An 18,409-nucleotide genomic window follows, 5' to 3' on the forward strand; every position below is an offset into this window, starting at 1 on the left:
TAAGAAAAGAAAAAACAAAACACAAAAAAATATCCACAGGGGGTTTCAAAACCCACCTGTGGATAAATTTAACAGCCATTATTACAAAACTGTTTATTGCACTGCTGAGACCATGTAATCGACAACGGCCATGATCTCTTCGTCAGAGGCACTGCTGCCACCGCGTGGCGGCATCACGCCTTTGCCGTTAAATACACTTTGGTAGAGCGCATCGGTACCCTGCTCGATACGCGGGCCCCACGCTTCGGCATCACCTAGCTTGGGCGCGCCAGCGACACCGGCAGCATGGCAAGCCACACAACCAGCACTGGCATAAAGCGCTTCACCATCTAAACCGCTGCCACCACTAGAAGCTTCTTCTTCACTGGCGACTGCTTCTTCTTCACTAGCTGCAGCGTCAGTTGTCTCTTCACCGGCACCGCTATCCTCTGCCACAGCCGTATCGTCGCTGGCGCCCTCTTCAGTCGCCTCAGCAGATGCTTCTTCTTCACCGCCCCCTAGCTCGGGAACTTCCATGACAGGCTCAACCATGTAAGCCACCGCCGCTTCCATCTCTTCGTCAGAAAGGTTGGGGTTGCCGCCTCGAGCAGGCATTGCACCAATACCGTTGATGGCATGCTCTAATAACGTGGCAAAGCCTTGCTCAGTACGTTCAGCCCATGCGGCTTCATCAGCACGCACCGGAGCGCCAGCAGCGCCAGTTTCGTGGCACGCCATACAAATACGGTTATAGATACCAGCGCCATCGATCTCACCACCGCCACTAGCGGCGGCCGGTGCTGCTGCGGTACCACAGTCTTGACCTTGCAAGCAAAGTTGACCGACCGGCGCTAGGCGCTCAGCGATTGCGTCACGTGCTGCGTCTTGGGCATAAGCACCGGATGTGCCTGCCATGACGCCTAGGGCCGCCAGCCCGCTCATGATCAGCTTAGATTTCACTCTCACCACCTCTTGAGTTTTGTCATAAAACGTTTTGTGCTTAACCCCTGCGCGCGGCAGCGACATCATCAACCTGCGGCAACCGAGACGCCAAGACGTGCATATCGCATTAGTATACCGAGAACGCTAAGCGTAAGAAAATGCTACTAAGCGCGGCAATTCAACCTATGCCGTACTCTGTGCTTTATTCAGCAGTTTAAAAAAGATGCTAACGATCACCTAGTTAACACCAAGCCAGTAAACGCTGCTGAGCATAACGCGTAAACCCTGCCTGAGCATATACACGCTTTGCGGGGATATTCTGCGCATCAACGGTCAGCGTGATGTCACTGGCTCCCGACTGGCTAGCCAACGCCTGCGCTTGTTGAATCATTGCCTTGCCCATTCCCCCGCCACGCCACTCAGGCAACAACCCCATCAACTGCAATGACCAGCGCTGGGTCATAGGGTTAGGCGCCAGTAACAGCACGCCGACGGTTTGCCCTTGATGCCGCACTTGATACCAATGCTGTGGTGCCTGCGGCGCTTGGTCATAAAATCCAGCAAGCAAGGTGTCAATGGTGAGCGCTTCGCGAAGCCCTGGGCAGTCTAACGAGCCTTCACTAACGTCCGCTACCAGCGCCCTCTGTTGCGCGGGAGACAATTCAGCAAAGGGGCTTAGCGTTAGCAGGTTAGCGAGCGACTGAACGGTTTGGCACGGCCATATTAGGTGCTCCAGGATGGCAAGTACCCGCATGTTGTGGGCGACTAGTGGCGTTTCCCAGTGGGTCGCATCGTCGGCTAACGCCACATGACATAGCGCTATCGGCTGCTCGTTTACCCAGCCCTGCAAGGCTTTCAACAGCGCATCAGTTGCCGAATTATGTTGCCTGGGCAGCCAAAGCTGTGCCGTTTGATTAGCCAATGGCTGTACCCAGGCGGCAGCTTCGATATGGCCCGCTTGGGTGGCTATCCAAAGGCCCTGCCAAACAGCGTCAGAGCCAGCTTTTATCGTTGATAAGGCATGCTGTAATGCAGGCTGCTGCGTAGGATCATGCACCGCAGCTAAATGCAGTAATGCTTCACGCCGTTGTTCAGGTGGGCACTGCTTTACTGCGCAGGCTAAGGAGCGGTGGCCGAAAGAAGAATGACGTGTCATGTTACGTTCCTGAGTAGCCCGCCGTGAATGAAAGGAGTCATCCATCGATATGCGCATTTTACTGGTTGAGGACGACCCGAGTTTGGCGTTAGGGATTCGTATGGCGCTAAAACCTGAGCACTATACGGTAGATCATTTAGCCGATGGCAATAACGCGCTCCACGCGCTTAAAAATGAACCCTTTGATGCGGTCATCCTAGACCTTGGTTTGCCGACGATTGATGGAATGGAAGTGCTGCGCGCTATTCGGCAGCATGGCAGCCAACTGCCGATTTTGGTTCTGACCGCCCGCGATGCGATGGATAACCGTATAGAAGGATTGGATGCGGGTGCCGATGACTACCTCACTAAACCTTTCGAAGTAGCAGAATTAAAAGCGCGTCTGCGTGCTTTGTTGCGCCGTAGCCAAGGACAAGCCAGCGGCTTGCTCAGCTGTCGCGGGATTAGCCTGGATCCGCAGACCTTACAGGTGAGTTATCAACATCAAGTGATCACACTTTCGCGCCGTGAGCTAACGCTACTGCAGGAGTTTATGAGCCACCCAGGTCGCGTGTTCACCCGCGATACCTTAACGCGATTAGTCTACGGCTGGGAGGAAGATGTCGAAAGCAACGCTATCGAAGTGCATATCCACCATTTACGGCGAAAGCTGTTTCCTGAGGTCATCCGCACCGTAAGAGGGATCGGCTATGTCATGGATAAATCGTGATGATTAAACTGCACCAGGCAAGCCTATGAGTTCTATTCGTCAGCGCACCTTGGGGCTTGCGCTGCTTGTGTTTGGCGCGAGCATGCTAGTGATTGGCTTTATTAGCTATCGCTATGCTGCCCATGAGATTGAAGAACTTCATGATGCCAGCCTGGCACAAAATGCCCGTTTGCTAGAAGGGCTACTACAGGCACCACTGCCTGATAGCGATCGTACGCTTTTATTAAATAGCGTGGAGGGCGCGCTGCTACGTGCCGAGCAATCCGATAACCGTTTTGCAGGCCATCGCTATGAAAGCAAGCTGGCGTTTCAGCTTTGGGAAGGCGACCGCCTTTTGCTGCGTTCCGCCAGCGCCCCCGACACACCGCTTACCCAGCAACCACCAGGTTATTCAACGCTGTCGGTGAACCAGCATGACTGGCGTATTTACGTCCTGGAAATCACTGGCACAGACAAACGTGTGGTGGTGGGCGAGCGAGAGGACGCGCGGAGTGAACTGATCAGTGCAGTGGCACTACGCACCTTATTACCTGATCTTATTGGCCTACCGTTACTGACACTATTACTGTGGTGGTCGATCGGCTGGGGACTCGCTCCTTTATCGCGAATGGCAGAGCAAATCCGCGCCCGCGATCCCCACCACCTAAAACCGCTGACGCTTCATCCTCTTCCCCTAGAGCTGGAGACCATTTCTGGCGCCATAAACCGGCTGTTGGAACGGCTCCGCCAACTGCGTATTCGCGAAAAACGCTTTATTGCCGATGCGGCTCATGAGCTACGCACTCCCTTGGCAGTACTTGATTTGCATGCGCAAAATGCGCTCACTGCTGATAACGCCGATGACCGAGAGGAAGCCCTGCACCACTTACGCAATGGAGTAGCCCGTTCAACGCGGCTAGTCTCACAGCTATTAACCCTGGCACGCCTAGACCCCGAAGAAGAACCATTACCCGAGTATCGCTGTTCCGATGTATTACATGAAACGCGCGAAACGTTGGCAAAGCTCTCTCCGCTAGCCGCAGAGCGACATCAACAGCTGTTACTGGACGCGGATGACTCAGCTAACTGGGCAATAGAAGAAGAACCCGGCGCTATCGAAACACTAGTGCAAAATCTAGTCGGTAACGCCATTCAACACTCGCCTGCGCAAGGTGCTATCACGGTCACGCTTGAGGCATCGACAACAGACGTTATCGTCACTGTTGATGATCAAGGACCCGGTATCCCTACAGCGCAACGCAGCCGGGTGATGGAGCGCTTCCAACGTGCAGGGACTAGTGCTGGCGCGGGGTTGGGGCTATCCATTGTCGAGCGCTTGGTCAAACGCCACCAAGGCGTCTTACAGCTCGATCATGCCCCTAGCGGTGGGCTTCGCGTGCGAGTAACCTTGAGCAGGAACTCCCTAACACAGCGTCAGCCAAAAAATAATCGGCCATAAGAGAGCTGTTAAGATTCCCATAAGAATTCCGTGCAAGTGTGAAAGTACAAGATAGGCAATGCCATTAACGACCTATCTATTCACATAACGGAGATTCCCTGAATGAATATGCTCGTCCACTCACCCAAACCACTTATCCAGTTTGGTGAAACGCCACTGCTTATTACGCCAACAGCAAAACAGTTAACACCTGAAAGCCCTGCGTTATCGGTGCTAACAGATTTTACTCAAGTCACGCCTCAGTCAGTGTCCGCTGATACGCCCATCGACGATGCCCATTTAAAAATGCGCCATGGCGGTGTTCGCCTATTGTTTGTTCTCGACAAAGCAAACCACTGCATTGGCGTACTCACCGCCAAAGAAGTCATCGGAACACGGCGCATTAACTTGGCGATGCAGCAGAGAAACCTTGATCGTACGGAAATTACAGCCGATATGATTATGACGCCCTGGCAAAAACTTAGTGCGATGCCTTTTGAGCAACTTAACTCATTAACGATTGAAGACCTTGTGCTTTCCATGGAGCGTTTTACAGAACAGCACTTGTTGATTACTGAGCATAAACAAAATCAACCATTAAGCGTACGCGGTATTATTTCTGCTACCGATATACAACACGCCATGGGTAATAAAACCGCGATGCAGGTCACCTCTTCAGCAGTGCCAACGGCCAGTAGCTTTGCCGATATTTGCAAAGTCATTACCGGGCACGATTTATAGTCTCGAAGACAAACTGGCCAAGTCTCCCGCTAGCCTTTACCAAAACGCCCCTTATCAATTGATAAGGGGCGTTTGTTTTACCTATCTGCATTAGCCGCTAATTTAAAACAGCGCTGCATTAACCCATAGATGAACCATAATACTGGCGGCATAGCCCAGCAAAATAGCGGGTGCCCAGCGTATGTGCCCCATAAAGGTATAAATACCCCGTGCTTGGCCCATTAACGCCACACCCGCTGCCGATCCCATCGAAAGCAGACTACCGCCCACACCGGCAGTTAAGGTAATCAGCAGCCAGTTGCCTTCCGACATATCTGGTGCCATGGAAAGCACCGCAAACATCACTGGGATGTTATCGACGACCGCTGAAATCATCCCCAGCACCACGTTGGCCCACACCGGGTTCCAACTACCGTAAAGGGTTTCTGACAATAGACTTAAATAGCCCATGAAACCCAGGCCGCCAACACACATCACGACCCCATAGAAGAATAACAACGTGTCCCACTCTGAACGAGCAATACGGCTGAAGATATCAAAAGGAACGACACTTCCCAGTTGCTCAAGCTTCTTCCAGTCACCGCGACGTGAGTAACGCTCACGCTTGCGCTCCAGGGAACGTGGCAAACTGCGGCGTAGGTAGTAACCAAAGAACTGCAGTAGGCCAAGGCCAAACATCATGCCCATCGCCGGAGGCAAATAAAGCACTGAGTGACACAGCACTGAGATCGCCACAGTAATCAAAAACAGTACGATAATGCGCCGCGCCCCACGTTTGAGCCAAACATTCTCTTTGAGCGATGCAGGCTGGCGATTAACGATAAAGAAATTCATGATCACCGCAGGTACCATAAAGTTGACGATGGCAGGCATCAATAGTGCAAAGAAACCACCAAATGGTACCTGACCCGCCTGCCACACCATCAACGTGGTGATATCACCAAACGGGCTGAACGCGCCGCCTGCATTTGATGCTACCACTACGTTGACACAGCACAGACTAATAAACTTTTTATCACCTTCAGCCACCTTCAACACAACCGCGCACATCAACATCGCCGTGGTCATGTTGTTGGCAATGGCAGAAATACCAAAGGCAAGACAGCCCGTAATCCAAAATAAGCTACGGTAACTAAAGCCTTTGCGAACAAGCCATGCCCGCAGGGCATCAAAGATACGGCGCTCTTCCATGGCGTTGATATAGGTCATCGCTACCAGTAAGAACAGCAAGAGTTCGGTATATTCAAGCAGCGTTTCTTTAAAAGCAGCTTCCGCTTCATGAGGCATGCCTGCTTGTACATAGACCCACGCCACCAGGGCCCAGATAAGCCCAGCGGCCACCAGGACTGGTTTAGATTTGCGCATATGAATCAGTTCTTCGCTCATTACCAAGGCATAGGCAAGAACGAAGATGACAACAGAGGCAATACCTGCAAACGAAGCGGTAAGATCTAAAGAACCAGAAGAGGCATAGGAGAGGGTGGGAAAAGCAAACAAACATAGCGCGATCAACAACCAAGCAAACCGGCAAGTAGACTGCCGCATTGCAAGGACGTTAGGTGGTTTCATAGTAAAGTGATCCTGGCAGGGTTAAGAAAGACCGCCACGATGATAAGCACACTAATTACGTGCTGCAACGCAGCGATCAAGGTAAAGATGCGGCAAATAGCCGCATCTTGTAAAGCACTGTTAGAAGCTCACAATTCAGTTAGAAACTAACCTAGTTAGCTTTTTTTAACGGGGCGCGGCCACCCTGCTTTTTCTAGTTGCTTGCTGCGAGTAACCGCCAATGCATGCTCCGCTACATCTTTGCAAATGGTTGAGCCCGCACCAATAGTCGCTCCCTTACCCACCGTGACGGGGGCCACTAAGGCGCTGTTGGAACCAATAAAGGCGTTATCACCAATCTCGGTGCGGTGTTTATTTACACCGTCATAATTACACGTAATGGTGCCTGCACCAACATTCACATCACGACCTAAATGGGCATCACCAACATAGCTTAAGTGATTGATTTTACTTCCTTCACCAACATCAGCATTCTTGGTTTCAACAAAGTTTCCTACCTTGGCTTTGACTGCTAGGCGTGTGCCAGGGCGTAGCCGTGCAAAGGGGCCAACTTGGTTCAAACCAGCAGCGACGGTTGTGTCGATCACACTATGGCTGTCGATAACGCTTTCAGCGCCAATCGTGCTGTTTTTAATCACACAGTAAGGTCCAACCCGCACCCCTTCACCCAGCTCTACGTCACCTTCAAACACGCAGCCCACGTCGATAAACACATCATGACCACAGGTGAGCTTACCGCGTATATCAATTCTTTCTGGGTCGGCCAATGCAACGCCTTGGGCCATTAACGTCTCAGCTTGCTGCAGTTGATAGGCGCGCTCTAAACGAGCCATTTGTGAACGGTTATTCACGCCTTCAACTTCTACTGCACTGGCTGGCTGGGCAGTACACACTTTGATGCCTTCATTTGCCGCCATCGCAATCACATCAGTCAAGTAGTACTCGCCCTGGGCATTTTCGGCAGAAAGCTGTGGTAGCCACCGTTTAAGCTGAGCACTGGTCATCGCCATGATGCCGGTATTGCATTCGGTAATGGCAAGCTGGTCGGCACTGGCATCTTTTTGCTCAATAATAGCCACTGCCTCACCGTCATCATTGCGCACAATACGTCCGTAACCAGACGGATCTTCCAACGTAACGGTTAGCAGCCCCATGTGCTGCTCATCAACGTGGCTGAGAAGTTCCATCAGTGATTCACGGCGGATCATAGGAACATCACCATACAGAACCAACACGTTCCCATTACCTAATTGAGACTGCGCTTGGGCAACCGCATGGCCAGTACCTTTTTGCTCTTCCTGAACCGCAAACGTTACATTGCTCTCTGCTAGCGCTTCGCGTAGTTGGTCAGCACCGTGGCCAATCACGACATGCGTGCGAGTAGGCGTAAGACCATTGGCAGTATCTAACACATGTTGCACCATCGATTTGCCTGCCAGCGTATGCAGCACTTTGGGTGTTTGTGAGCGCATACGTGTGCCTTTTCCAGCGGCAAGGATAACGACATCAAGGTCTTGCATTTTAGTCACCTGTAACGGTTTAGCGGTTGGCGGCGGGAGCTTCCAAGGCTTCAATGCCCAGTTCATCTATAAGCGCTTCATCGAAGTATTCCACGAAGGCGGGACTGGCCACGCTTCGCCAATGATCATTCTCTTTCACTAACATCAATACATTGAGGTTATTCTCAATTGCCATCTGCATCCCTTCTTCGCTACCTGCGACTGAGATAGCCGTGGACCACGCATCGGCCCATGCATTAGAGGGGTGAAAAACCGACACAGACGCTAACTGATGCTTAACCGGCCGACCGGTGCGAGGATCGATAGTGTGGGAGAAACGCTCACCATCGACTTCAAAATAGTTGCGATAATCCCCCGATGTTGCAACCGACATATTTTCAAGAGGAATTACATGCTGTGCTTCTGGCACGCCGTTATGTGGTACCTCAATCCCGACACGCCAAGGGCTTTGTTCTTCTAAGTCACGGTATCCACGGGCAATTAATTCGCCACCAATATTGACGAGGTAGTTTTCAATCCCCTGTTGATCCAGATATGCCCCAACACGGTCAGTGCCATGCCCCTTAGCCACACCCGACAAATCAGCAAATACATCGCGGGAGCGTCGCGCCTGCATAAGCTGAGTATCGATTTCAACTGCATCGTAGCCAATTGTGGCCATGCGTTCGCTAAGCTCCGCGTCTGAAGGCACCTCTTCAGGGCGTGCTTCAGGGCCAAAACTCCATAAATTGACCACATCGCCAACGGTAATATCAAACGCGCCGTTGCTTGCTTCTGATACCGAGTGGCTAATCGCAAGCACTTCAATTAACTCGTTAGACAGCGGTTGCCATTCATTAAGGGGAGCATCATTAAACACCACAAGCTCGGCGTCATCGCGGTAAGTCGACATCGCTTGATCAACGTCGTTGAGCTCCGCTAGGAAACCTTCTTCCAATGCATTCGCCTCGCCTTGGGTTAGCGGGTCCGCAATGGTGACTTGATAAAACGTCCCAAAAATACCGCCTTCAAAGCGAACAGGGGTATCTAAAGGCCGATCATTCTCTGAACACCCCATTAATGCCCCAGCAGCAATGAGCAGTAATCCCGAACATTTTAACCACCGAGAATTAATCTTCATTTTATTTTTCCTTGAATAAAACGCACTGGGTTAACAATGAAAAACCTCTACCACTGAAACAACTAGAAGTGGAAAAACCATAGCAACCAAGCCCCAAACAGCACCCGATATACTACAAATGGCTGCATGCCCAGCTTTTTAATCACAACCAGGAAGTAGTGGATACACACATAGGCGCTTATGCCCGAGAGTAAAGTACCTACTAACATGGCCGGTATATCGATAAGCTGAGGGTCTTTCAGTAAGTTGATTGCCTCAAGACCACCCGCCAGCACAATGACAGGAATTGACAGTAGAAATGAAAACCGTGCTGCGCCCTCTCGACTCATCCCCACCATTAATGCCGCTGTAATAGTGATGCCTGAGCGCGAGGTACCTGGAATGAGTGCCAATACTTGAGCGCCGCCGATGATGAGCACATCTTTTAACGTCATCTGGTATTCGCTACGCGTGCCGCGTTTTTTCCAGTCTGCGTAACCAAGTAGCAGACCAAAAACAATCAAACTGGCACCAATGATCAGCGTAGAGCGCATGTAACCTGAGATCACATCGTGAAGCAAAAACCCGATAATACACACTGGCAAGGTGGCAATAACGACCCAAAACGCCAACATGGCATCATCATTAACCGCTTGGCCGCGAAGTGCGGCCAAGCTGCTAGCGATCATTCTGCCAATTTCATGCCGAAAATAGATCACCACAGCGCTTAAACTGCCAAGATGCAGCGCCACATCAAAGGCAAGGCCCTGATCTTCCCAGGCAGTCAAAACAGGTACCAATATAAGGTGAGCCGAACTCGATATAGGTAAAAATTCTGTGAGCCCCTGAACTACCGCTAACACAACTACCTGTAACCAATCCATGGGTTATCCCGTGCTTAACTATTAATGATATTTAGGTGCTTTGTGACATTCATGCGCTCGCAATGGCGCTAAGGATACACATCCCTTAATTCATTGTCCGCATCCAGCATACGAGCAAATTCACAAGAAGGTATAGCGCTAAGGCACTGTGCGCTACAATAGACATCTATTGGAAGTATGTGCCCCAGCAAGGTCCCTCATGACTCAGACCGTAGAATCGCCAGTGGTTCCCAAGCATGAGCTAGATAGCCGAGAAGCCAAGCGTGTTACCTATATTGGCGCCTGGCTGGATGGCTTGTTGAGCATTGTTAAAGTCGTGGTCGGCTTTTGGGTGGGCTCGGCGGCGCTGATTGCCGATGGTATCCATTCACTCTCAGATCTTGTGACCGACGGTTTTGTGCTAGCCGCTATTCACTACGGCCGCCAGGAACCCGACGATGATCACCATTATGGTCATGGCCGTATCGAAACCCTAACGACGCTACTGCTGGGTAGCGTACTGATCTTTGTGGCGGGTGGTATCGCCTGGTCTAGCCTTGATCGTTTGTTTAGTGGTACCGAAGTCAGTGCCCCTGGCATGGTGGCCATTGTCATTACAATCATCGCTTTGTTCAGTAAAGAGTGGATTTTTCGCTATACCATGCGCGTTGCTAAACGCGTTAAATCTAAGCTATTAGAAGCAAACGCTTGGCATTCCCGCAGCGATGCACTCTCCACCGCAGTGGTATTGGTTGCATTAATTGGCGCGCAGTTTGGTTTAGGCTGGCTAGATGCCGTCGCCGCCATCATTGTTGGCTTATTAGTTGGCAAAGTAGGTTGGGACTTACTTTGGGAGTCAGCCAGAGAATTAGTCGATACCGCACTGCCTGAAAGCGTTCAACGGCAAATGCATGACGTTGCTCAAAGCGTTCCAGGAGTCGACAGCGTTCATGACTTACGCACCCGCCAGTCTGCAGGTTGGGTCATGGTCGATTTACATGTGGTGGTCGGGCCAAAAATCACCGTGTCTGAAGCCCATGAAATCGGCAACGAAGTAAGTCGACGTTTACGGCATGAGTTTCCGTTGCTCACCGATGTGATCTTTCACATTGACCCCGAAGATGATGCCGGAGAAGGCGATCCCAGCCGTCTCCCCGGCCTTCCACTGCGGCCCGAAGTAGAAGCAGCGCTGAATGAGCGCTGGTATATGCATCCTGTCTGGCGCACGTTAACCGAGCTGCAACTCCACTATTTGGACGATAAAGTGTCGGTATCGCTGATTATTGGCGATTCCGTACACCAGCCTCCCCAGTGCTTAGCCAGCCAACTAAAGGCGCTCGCCAGCGATATTGAGTGGCTGGGCCACGTAGAAGTTATGTTTATTACCCGCGCAGCCAGCAGTGCCATGCGTTAAATAAAAACAAGCTATACGTTTGCTAATATGGCGGTGGCAATGGTGAAGTAAATCAGTACCCCAGAGGCATCAATTAACGTTGTTACCAACGGGGCTGAAGCAGTGGCAGGGTCGACCTTAAAGCGCTCTAGTACAAACGGTAGGCACATGCCGATCATGCTACCAAACAGAACAATGGTCACCATGCTTAACGCCACGATGATGGCAACTGCTTCACCGCCACGAAAAATCCCGATAGGTGCTACTGCAATTGCCATGGTGATGCCCAGTGAGCCAGCGACCAGCAGTTCACGGCCTAGCATCTTACTCCAGTCTTTCACACCAATATCGCCAGTCGCCATGCCGCGTACCATCAGCGTAGCTGCCTGAGCCCCAGCGTTACCTCCACTACCAATCAGCAACGGCAGGAAAAAAACCAGCGCAACTTGGGCTGCGATCGTGTCCTCAAAGTAAGCAATGCCAGCGCCTGAAAAAAGATTGGCAAATACCAGCAGTACCAGCCAAGTAACACGCTTGCGGTAAAGGCTCCACAGCGGAACACGGCTAACACCATCCTCTAACTGGCCGATAGACATCCCCTTGTGGATATCTTCTGTAGCTTCAGATTCGGCAACGTCCATGGCGTCATCGTGGGTGACGATGCCGACCATACGGCCATCAGCATCCAACACAGGCAACGCCAGCAGGTCATAGCGAGCCACAATGCGCGCCACCTCTTCTTGCTCTTCATCGACCGGTGTACTGATAACATCTTTAATCATAATGTCATCAACTAACGCCCCAGGGCGAGCCACCATCAGTTGGCGCAGCGACATAGTCCCGATTAGCTGGCCACTACTGTCGAGTACATAAAGCTGATACACCGTTTCCGCATCTGGGGCCGTTTGGCGAACCCGCATCATGGCTTGTGACACCGTCATGCCACTGGCTATGGCAACATAGTCAGAGGTCATGATCGCGCCAGCCGTACCTTCTTCGTAGCTTGCTAAGCGTTTAAGATCTTCTCGCTCTTGGTGAGCCATACGGCGTAACAGCGCTTCTCGACGGTCCTCATCTAAGAGATTAAATAAATCCGCCCGTTCATCGGAGCCCATCTCCTCAAGAAGCTTAAGTACCTGGGTATCCGACAGCTTACCGACTACCTCAAGCTGGCTTTCTCCTGGTAAGTAACCCAGGACATTGGCAGCGCGCTCGGCAGACAGAATATCCAACAGACAGAGTGCCGCAGGCAACTCCTCATCGTCTTCAATCATCTCCTCAAGCACTTCACCGATATCCGCCGAGCGAGTTTCGGCCAAACGCAAAGATAGTACTGATTTACTAGGCGCTTCCTTGGCCAGCTCGTCGAGCAGTTCGGTTTTTAATTCCTGCAAGGCTTCATCGTTCAATGACATCGCTATCTCCCTTTGTGCAGACGCACATTGTGCAGGTGAAGTGTTACAGACGAGCATCCCTATGCTGAATGCGTTTTCTCATAGTACCAGACAAAAAAAACGCTCCTTAAACCCTTTCGGGTTCAAGGAGCGCTTTATGCACGCTAGCGCGTGTCTTAGCCTTTACCCGCCTTTTTGCGCAGCTGCTGAATCGTTCGCAGCTGTGCAACGGCTTCGGCAAGTTCAGCGGCAGCACGGGTATAATCCAGCTCCGATGACTTTTCATTAAAGGCTTTCAACGCCTGCTGACGCGCTTCTTCAGCAGCGGCCTCGTCGAGGTCACTAGCACGCGTCGCTGCATCTGCCAGGATCGTAACAGTGGTGGGCTGTACTTCCATAAAGCCACCCGTGACAAAGAAGTGCTCTTCCTTGCCACCATCGTGGATCACGCGAACCGGGCCCGGTTGAAGCTCGGTCAGCAGCGGGGTGTGCCCCGGCAAAATGCCGAGGTCACCCATAATCCCTGCAGCTACCACCATCTCGACAGTACCTGAGAAGATGGAATCTTCAGCGCTGACGATATTGCAAGTGAAGCTATTCGCCATAGCGAATCCCCCTAATGGACGGGATTACTTCTTCATCTGGTTGGCTTTTTCGACAGCTTCGTCGATGGAGCCTACCATGTAGAAGGCCTGTTCCGGCAGGTTGTCGTACTCGCCCGCGAGGATGCCCTGGAAGCCACGAATCGTATCTTTCAAAGAAACATACTTACCGGGCGAACCAGTGAATACCTCAGCGACGAAGAACGGCTGCGACAGGAAGCGCTGGATTTTACGCGCACGAGATACAGCCAACTTATCTTCATCAGATAACTCATCCATACCCAAAATCGCGATGATATCCTTCAGCTCTTTGTAACGCTGCAGAACGTTCTGTACACCACGTGCTACATTGTAGTGCTCTTCGCCAACGACCAGCGGATCTAGCTGACGCGACGTAGAGTCCAGCGGGTCAATCGCAGGATAAATACCAAGCTCTGCAATTGAACGTGCCAATACAACGGTGGCGTCCAAGTGCGAGAAGGTCGTCGCCGGCGATGGGTCAGTCAAGTCATCCGCAGGTACGTAAACAGCCTGCACAGACGTGATAGAGCCCGTTTTAGTAGAGGTGATACGCTCTTGCAGAACGCCCATCTCTTCAGCCAGCGTCGGCTGGTAACCTACCGCAGAGGGCATACGACCCAACAGAGCAGATACTTCAGTACCGGCCAGGGTGTAACGATAGATGTTATCGACGAACAGCAGAACGTCGCGGCCTTCATCACGGAATTTCTCAGCGATGGTTAGGCCGGTCAGCGCAACACGCAGACGGTTGCCGGGCGGCTCATTCATCTGACCGTAAACCAGCGATACCTTGTCGATAACGTTGGACTCAGTCATTTCGTGATAGAAGTCGTTACCCTCACGCGTACGCTCACCTACACCGGCGAATACAGAGTAGCCGCTGTGCTCGGTGGCGATGTTGCGGATAAGCTCCATCATGTTAACGGTTTTACCAACACCCGCACCGCCGAATAGACCCACTTTACCGCCCTTAGCGAACGGGCAAACGAGGTCGATAACCTTGATACCGGTTTCCAACAGCTCATTGGAAGCTGCTTGGTCAGCGTAGCTTGGTGCTTTACGGTGGATTGGCATGCGTTCTTGCTCGCCAATCGGGCCAGCTTCATCAATCGGCTCACCGAGCACGTTCATGATGCGACCTAGCGTTTCCTTACCAACGGGTACGGAAATCGCGGTACCTGTGTCGGTCACGTCCAAGCCACGTTTCAAGCCCTCAGTAGAGCCCATGGCAATGGTGCGCACCACGCCGTCGCCCAGCTGTTGCTGGACTTCGAGGATGGTCTCAGCATTAGAGACCTTCAGCGCGTCGTAGACCTTGGGCACAGAGTCCCGCGGAAACTCTACGTCAATCACCGCGCCGATGATTTGTACGATACGTCCGCTCATCTTGGTTCCTCTCAAAAACCTGCAAATGAAACCTGTCTGCCGGGAGCTACCTTTGCGATAGCTAGCTCCCTAGGCGTTATACGGCAGAAGCGCCGCCGACGATCTCAGAAATTTCCTGGGTGATGGCGGCCTGACGGGCCTTGTTGTATACCATCTCCAGATCGTCGATCAGGTTGCCCGCGTTATCAGTGGCACTCTTCATAGCGATCATTCGGGCGGCCTGTTCGCACGCACCATTTTCGACTACCGCCTGATACACCTGTGATTCGATGAATCGAACCAACAGGCTGTCTAGCAACGCCTTGGCATCCGGTTCATACAGGTAGTCCCAGCTTCCGGGACGGGCGTTTTCTTCGTCATGCTTCGCGTCTTCGCCCATATCGGACGACAACGGAAGAAGCTGACGTACGACGGGCCGCTGCGTCATGGTGTTAACAAATTCGTTATACACCACAAACAAGCGGTCAATACGTCCTGCGTCGTACGCTTCTAACATGACCTTTATACTACCGATCAGTCCTTCGACAGTCGGCGACTCTCCTAATCCGCTCTTGGCAGCAACCAGGTTGCCTCCATAGTTGCGGAAAAAGGCGCCGGCTTTAGAGCCGAGGGCGCAGAAGTCTAGCTCAGCGTCTTGCTGTTTCCAGACAACGGCATCTTTCACCACTGCCTTAAACAGGTTGACGTTTAAGCCACCACACAGACCGCGGTCAGTAGATACCACAATGTAACCAACGCGCTTCACCTCACTCCGCTCGACCATGTAGTCGTGCTTGTATTCGGGGTTTGCGTCAGCAATGTGGCCTACCACATTACGAATCTGCTTGGCATACGGCTGGCCAGCCTTCATCAGATCTTGTGCTTTACGCATTTTAGATGCAGCCACCATTTCCATGGCGCTGGTAATCTTCTGCGTATTTTTAATGCTCCCGATCTGGGTGCGTATCTCTTTTGCAGCTGCCATAGCGATCTACCCTTCGTTCGTGGCTCTCAGAAAGCATGCAAGCCCGCCCGCAGGCGGGCCGGACATTACCAGCTCTGAGTCGCCTTGAACTTCTCGAGACCTGACTTCAAGCCGTCCTGAATCTCGCCGTTGTAGTCGCCGGTCTGGTTGATCTTATCGAGCAGATCGTTGTGCTCAGACTTCATGTAATCGTGCAGAGCACGTTCGAAGTCCAACACTTTATCGACGCTCACATCATCCAGGTGACCTTCGTTAGCGGCGTACAGAGACAGCGCCATTTCCGCCACTGACATCGGCGAGTACTGCTTTTGCTTCATCAGTTCGGTAACGCGTTGACCATGCTCAAGCTGCTTACGGGTCGCTTCATCAAGATCAGAAGCAAACTGCGAGAACGCCGCTAGCTCACGGTACTGAGCCAAGGCCAGACGAACACCGCCACCCAGCTTCTTGATAATTTTGGTCTGCGCAGCACCACCAACACGAGAAACCGATAGACCTGCGTTAATCGCCGGACGAATACCGGAGTTAAACAGGTTGGTTTCCAAGAAAATCTGACCATCGGTGATCGAGATAACGTTGGTCGGAACGAACGCAGAAACGTCTCCACCTTGGGTTTCGATAATCGGCAGTGCGGTCAAAGAACCGGTTTTGCCTTTTACTTCACCGTTAGTAAACTTCTCAACGTAATCAGCATTAACGCGCGCAGCGCGCTCTAGCAGACGTGAGTGGAGATAGAAAACGTCACCAGGATAGGCCTCACGACCCGGCGGACGACGCAGCAGTAGTGATACCTGACGGTAAGCCACAGCCTGCTTGGAAAGATCATCATAAACGATCAGTGCGTCTTCACCACGGTCACGGAAGTACTCACCCATGGTGCAACCAGAATAAGCGGCCAAGAACTGCATCGGTGCCGGATCAGCAGCGCCAGCAGCGACAACAATGGTGTGTTCCAGCGCGCCGTGTTCTTCTAACTTGCGTACCACGTTAGCAATGGTCGACTGCTTCTGACCAATCGCCACGTAAACACAAGTAACGCCTTTGCCTTTCTGGTTGATGATCGCATCGATCGCAATGGCAGACTTACCAATCTGACGGTCACCGATGATCAGCTCACGCTGACCACGACCGATTGGCACCATGGCGTCGATGGACTTCAAACCTGTTTGGATCGGCTCGTCAACGGACTGACGGGTAATAACGCCAGGCGCTACTTTTTCTACCGCATCAGTCATTTTGGCGTTGATATCGCCTTTGCCGTCGATGGCATTACCCAACGCATCGACCACACGACCTACCAGCTCAGGGCCTACCGGCACTTCTAGGATACGACCCGTACACTGAGCGGTCATGCCTTCTTGAAGTTGCAGGTAGTCACCCAAGACAACGGCACCAACGGAGTCACGCTCCAGGTTCAGTACCATGCCAAAAATGCTGTTAGGGAATTCAATCATTTCACCAAACATCGCGTCTTCGAGGCCGTGAATTTTCACGATACCGTCGGAAACGCTGACAATGGTGCCCTGATTACGGGCTTCGGATGCGACGTCAAGCTTCTCAATTCGCTGCTTGATGATGTCGCTGATCTCGGAAGGATTCAGTTGCTGCATGCCATGTCCCTCAGACTCAAGCGGTCAGCGCTTCGGAAAGGCGGTTCAATCGACCACGTACCGAACCGTCAATAACGGTATCGCCGGCACGTAGGATGACACCACCAATAAGCGTCTTGTCCACTTGAGTAGTAATGGAGATTTCGCGATTCAGACGTTTCTTAAGCGCGTTCGCTAGCTTGGTCTGCTGTGCGGCAGTCAGCTTATAAGCTGACGTCACCGTCACATCAACACGCTGTTCATGTTCGGCACGTAAGTACTCGAACTGTTCAGCAATGAAGGGCAGTGCTAACAAACGACCTTGGTCAGCCAGGGTATCCAAAAACCGCGACAGGTCTTCCTGCTTTTCGGGCAACATATCCGAAAGCAGCGCTACCTTTTTGTCGTTTTCAAGTTTTGGACTACCCAACAGACGACGTAGATCGCTGTCAGCTACCGCAGCGCTTAAAAAACCAAGCGCTTGGGTCCAGCTATCAAGCGCCTTATGATCACGCGCGTATTCAAACGCCGCCTTAGCGTAAGGACGAGCGACGGTAAGTAATTCCGCCATGGGTCACCTCCTTACAGTTCAGCAGCAAGCTCATCAAGTAACTTGCGATGTGCTTTCTCGTCGACCGAAGCTTCTAGCACACGCTCGGCACCAATAATGGCAAGATGAGAAACTTGGGCACGAAGCTCGTCTTTTGCACGATTAACTTCTTGCTCAATTTCAGAACGTGCACTAACCATGAGGCGTTCGCCTTCGGCGCGGGCCTGTTCGCGTGCTTCTTCAACCATTTGAGCAGAGCGCTTATTGGCTTGCTCGAGGATTTGAGAAGCCTGCTCCTTGCTTTCACGCAGCGTTTGCTCAGCACGTTCTTGAGCAAGCTCAAGATCGCGAGTAGCACGGCTGGCTGCGTCTAAGCCATCAGCAATTTTCTTTTGACGCTCGTGAAGCGCGTTGCTGATCGGAGGCCACACATACTTTATGCAAAACCAGACAAAGATCGCGAAGGCGATCGTCTGCCCGATAAGCGTCATGTTGATATTCACAGGGATGTACCT

The 18,409-nt window shown here is 52.0% G+C and carries 17 protein-coding genes; 4 read left to right on the forward strand and 13 right to left on the reverse strand.

Annotation, left to right across the window (positions count from 1 at the left end):
• Positions 1-93 precede the first annotated feature (93 nt).
• Together NDQ72_20165 and NDQ72_20170 are read right to left on the reverse strand one after the other, a co-directional pair.
• The gene (locus tag NDQ72_20165) at positions 94-939 is read right to left on the reverse strand and encodes a c-type cytochrome (protein WKD28326.1); all 846 of its coding nucleotides are present in this window, start codon (positions 937-939) and stop codon (positions 94-96) included.
• Between the two features lie 223 nt (positions 940-1,162).
• The gene (locus NDQ72_20170; GenBank protein ID WKD28327.1) at positions 1,163-2,077 is read right to left on the reverse strand and encodes a GNAT family N-acetyltransferase; all 915 of its coding nucleotides are present in this window, start codon (positions 2,075-2,077) and stop codon (positions 1,163-1,165) included.
• A gap of 49 nt (positions 2,078-2,126) precedes the next feature.
• Between NDQ72_20170 and NDQ72_20175 the strand changes: the two genes are divergently transcribed.
• The 3 genes from NDQ72_20175 to NDQ72_20185 all read left to right on the forward strand — a co-directional run bounded on the left by NDQ72_20175 (position 2,127) and on the right by NDQ72_20185 (position 4,944).
• A complete protein-coding gene (locus tag NDQ72_20175; protein ID WKD28328.1) occupies positions 2,127-2,786 on the forward strand; it encodes a response regulator transcription factor in 660 nt (219 codons plus the stop codon).
• Positions 2,787-2,811: 25 nt separating this feature from the next.
• A complete protein-coding gene (locus NDQ72_20180) occupies positions 2,812-4,224 on the forward strand; it encodes an ATP-binding protein (GenBank protein ID WKD28329.1) in 1,413 nt (470 codons plus the stop codon).
• Between the two features lie 102 nt (positions 4,225-4,326).
• Entirely contained in the window at positions 4,327-4,944 is a 618-nt protein-coding gene (locus NDQ72_20185; protein ID WKD28330.1) for a CBS domain-containing protein, read from the forward strand.
• 102 nt (positions 4,945-5,046) lie between these two features.
• Here NDQ72_20185 and nhaD read toward each other — a convergent pair whose 3' ends face one another.
• From nhaD to NDQ72_20205, 4 genes are all read right to left on the reverse strand, one after another.
• On the reverse strand, positions 5,047-6,513 hold the full coding sequence (gene nhaD, locus NDQ72_20190; protein ID WKD28331.1) for a sodium:proton antiporter NhaD: 1,467 nt from the start codon (positions 6,511-6,513) through the stop codon (positions 5,047-5,049).
• Between the two features lie 155 nt (positions 6,514-6,668).
• Positions 6,669-8,033 (reverse strand): bifunctional UDP-N-acetylglucosamine diphosphorylase/glucosamine-1-phosphate N-acetyltransferase GlmU, encoded by a 1,365-nt coding sequence (gene glmU, locus NDQ72_20195; GenBank protein WKD28332.1) that lies wholly within the window; start codon positions 8,031-8,033, stop codon positions 6,669-6,671.
• A gap of 19 nt (positions 8,034-8,052) precedes the next feature.
• The gene (locus NDQ72_20200; GenBank protein ID WKD28333.1) at positions 8,053-9,153 is read right to left on the reverse strand and encodes an FAD:protein FMN transferase; all 1,101 of its coding nucleotides are present in this window, start codon (positions 9,151-9,153) and stop codon (positions 8,053-8,055) included.
• A gap of 62 nt (positions 9,154-9,215) precedes the next feature.
• On the reverse strand, positions 9,216-10,016 hold the full coding sequence (locus tag NDQ72_20205) for an undecaprenyl-diphosphate phosphatase (GenBank protein ID WKD28334.1): 801 nt from the start codon (positions 10,014-10,016) through the stop codon (positions 9,216-9,218).
• A 199-nt stretch (positions 10,017-10,215) separates the two neighbouring features.
• Here NDQ72_20205 and NDQ72_20210 point away from each other — a divergent pair, with 199 nt between their 5' ends.
• Complete coding sequence (locus NDQ72_20210) at positions 10,216-11,409, forward strand: cation diffusion facilitator family transporter (protein WKD28335.1); 1,194 nt, start codon at positions 10,216-10,218, stop codon at positions 11,407-11,409.
• Between the two features lie 11 nt (positions 11,410-11,420).
• Here the strand turns inward: NDQ72_20210 and mgtE are convergent, their stop codons facing one another.
• From mgtE to NDQ72_20245, 7 genes are all read right to left on the reverse strand, one after another.
• The gene (mgtE, locus tag NDQ72_20215) at positions 11,421-12,803 is read right to left on the reverse strand and encodes a magnesium transporter (protein WKD28336.1); all 1,383 of its coding nucleotides are present in this window, start codon (positions 12,801-12,803) and stop codon (positions 11,421-11,423) included.
• Positions 12,804-12,958: 155 nt separating this feature from the next.
• The gene (locus NDQ72_20220; protein ID WKD28337.1) at positions 12,959-13,387 is read right to left on the reverse strand and encodes a F0F1 ATP synthase subunit epsilon; all 429 of its coding nucleotides are present in this window, start codon (positions 13,385-13,387) and stop codon (positions 12,959-12,961) included.
• 24 nt (positions 13,388-13,411) lie between these two features.
• Entirely contained in the window at positions 13,412-14,791 is a 1,380-nt protein-coding gene (gene atpD / locus NDQ72_20225; protein ID WKD28338.1) for a F0F1 ATP synthase subunit beta, read from the reverse strand.
• Between the two features lie 76 nt (positions 14,792-14,867).
• Positions 14,868-15,755 carry a F0F1 ATP synthase subunit gamma gene (gene atpG, locus NDQ72_20230; protein ID WKD28339.1) on the reverse strand — a complete coding sequence of 296 codons (888 nt, stop codon included), beginning with the start codon at positions 15,753-15,755 and terminating at the stop codon, positions 14,868-14,870.
• 65 nt (positions 15,756-15,820) lie between these two features.
• On the reverse strand, positions 15,821-17,365 hold the full coding sequence (gene atpA, locus NDQ72_20235) for a F0F1 ATP synthase subunit alpha (protein ID WKD28340.1): 1,545 nt from the start codon (positions 17,363-17,365) through the stop codon (positions 15,821-15,823).
• A gap of 16 nt (positions 17,366-17,381) precedes the next feature.
• A complete protein-coding gene (locus NDQ72_20240) occupies positions 17,382-17,915 on the reverse strand; it encodes a F0F1 ATP synthase subunit delta (protein ID WKD28341.1) in 534 nt (177 codons plus the stop codon).
• An 11-nt stretch (positions 17,916-17,926) separates the two neighbouring features.
• The gene (locus NDQ72_20245; protein WKD28342.1) at positions 17,927-18,397 is read right to left on the reverse strand and encodes a F0F1 ATP synthase subunit B; all 471 of its coding nucleotides are present in this window, start codon (positions 18,395-18,397) and stop codon (positions 17,927-17,929) included.
• Between the last annotated feature and the right edge of the window lie 12 nt (positions 18,398-18,409).

Origin of the sequence: Halomonas sp. KG2 (assembly GCA_030440445.1) — a bacterium.
Taxonomy (GTDB): Bacteria; Pseudomonadota; Gammaproteobacteria; order Pseudomonadales; family Halomonadaceae; genus Vreelandella.

What these genes read in the sequence shown, in the direction of transcription:
- NDQ72_20170 (WKD28327.1), bottom strand. Translation starts at nt 2,077, where the DNA reads ATGACACGTCATTCTTCTTTCGGCCACCGCTCCTTAGCCTGCGCAGTA.
- NDQ72_20175 (WKD28328.1), top strand. Translation starts at nt 2,127, where the DNA reads ATGCGCATTTTACTGGTTGAGGACGACCCGAGTTTGGCGTTAGGGATT.
- NDQ72_20180 (WKD28329.1), top strand. Translation starts at nt 2,812, where the DNA reads ATGAGTTCTATTCGTCAGCGCACCTTGGGGCTTGCGCTGCTTGTGTTT.
- NDQ72_20185 (WKD28330.1), top strand. Translation starts at nt 4,327, where the DNA reads ATGAATATGCTCGTCCACTCACCCAAACCACTTATCCAGTTTGGTGAA.
- nhaD (WKD28331.1), bottom strand. Translation starts at nt 6,513, where the DNA reads ATGAAACCACCTAACGTCCTTGCAATGCGGCAGTCTACTTGCCGGTTT.
- glmU (WKD28332.1), bottom strand. Translation starts at nt 8,033, where the DNA reads ATGCAAGACCTTGATGTCGTTATCCTTGCCGCTGGAAAAGGCACACGT.
- NDQ72_20200 (WKD28333.1), bottom strand. Translation starts at nt 9,153, where the DNA reads ATGAAGATTAATTCTCGGTGGTTAAAATGTTCGGGATTACTGCTCATT.
- NDQ72_20205 (WKD28334.1), bottom strand. Translation starts at nt 10,016, where the DNA reads ATGGATTGGTTACAGGTAGTTGTGTTAGCGGTAGTTCAGGGGCTCACA.
- NDQ72_20210 (WKD28335.1), top strand. Translation starts at nt 10,216, where the DNA reads ATGACTCAGACCGTAGAATCGCCAGTGGTTCCCAAGCATGAGCTAGAT.
- mgtE (WKD28336.1), bottom strand. Translation starts at nt 12,803, where the DNA reads ATGTCATTGAACGATGAAGCCTTGCAGGAATTAAAAACCGAACTGCTC.
- NDQ72_20220 (WKD28337.1), bottom strand. Translation starts at nt 13,387, where the DNA reads ATGGCGAATAGCTTCACTTGCAATATCGTCAGCGCTGAAGATTCCATC.
- atpD (WKD28338.1), bottom strand. Translation starts at nt 14,791, where the DNA reads ATGAGCGGACGTATCGTACAAATCATCGGCGCGGTGATTGACGTAGAG.
- atpG (WKD28339.1), bottom strand. Translation starts at nt 15,755, where the DNA reads ATGGCAGCTGCAAAAGAGATACGCACCCAGATCGGGAGCATTAAAAAT.
- atpA (WKD28340.1), bottom strand. Translation starts at nt 17,365, where the DNA reads ATGCAGCAACTGAATCCTTCCGAGATCAGCGACATCATCAAGCAGCGA.
- NDQ72_20240 (WKD28341.1), bottom strand. Translation starts at nt 17,915, where the DNA reads ATGGCGGAATTACTTACCGTCGCTCGTCCTTACGCTAAGGCGGCGTTT.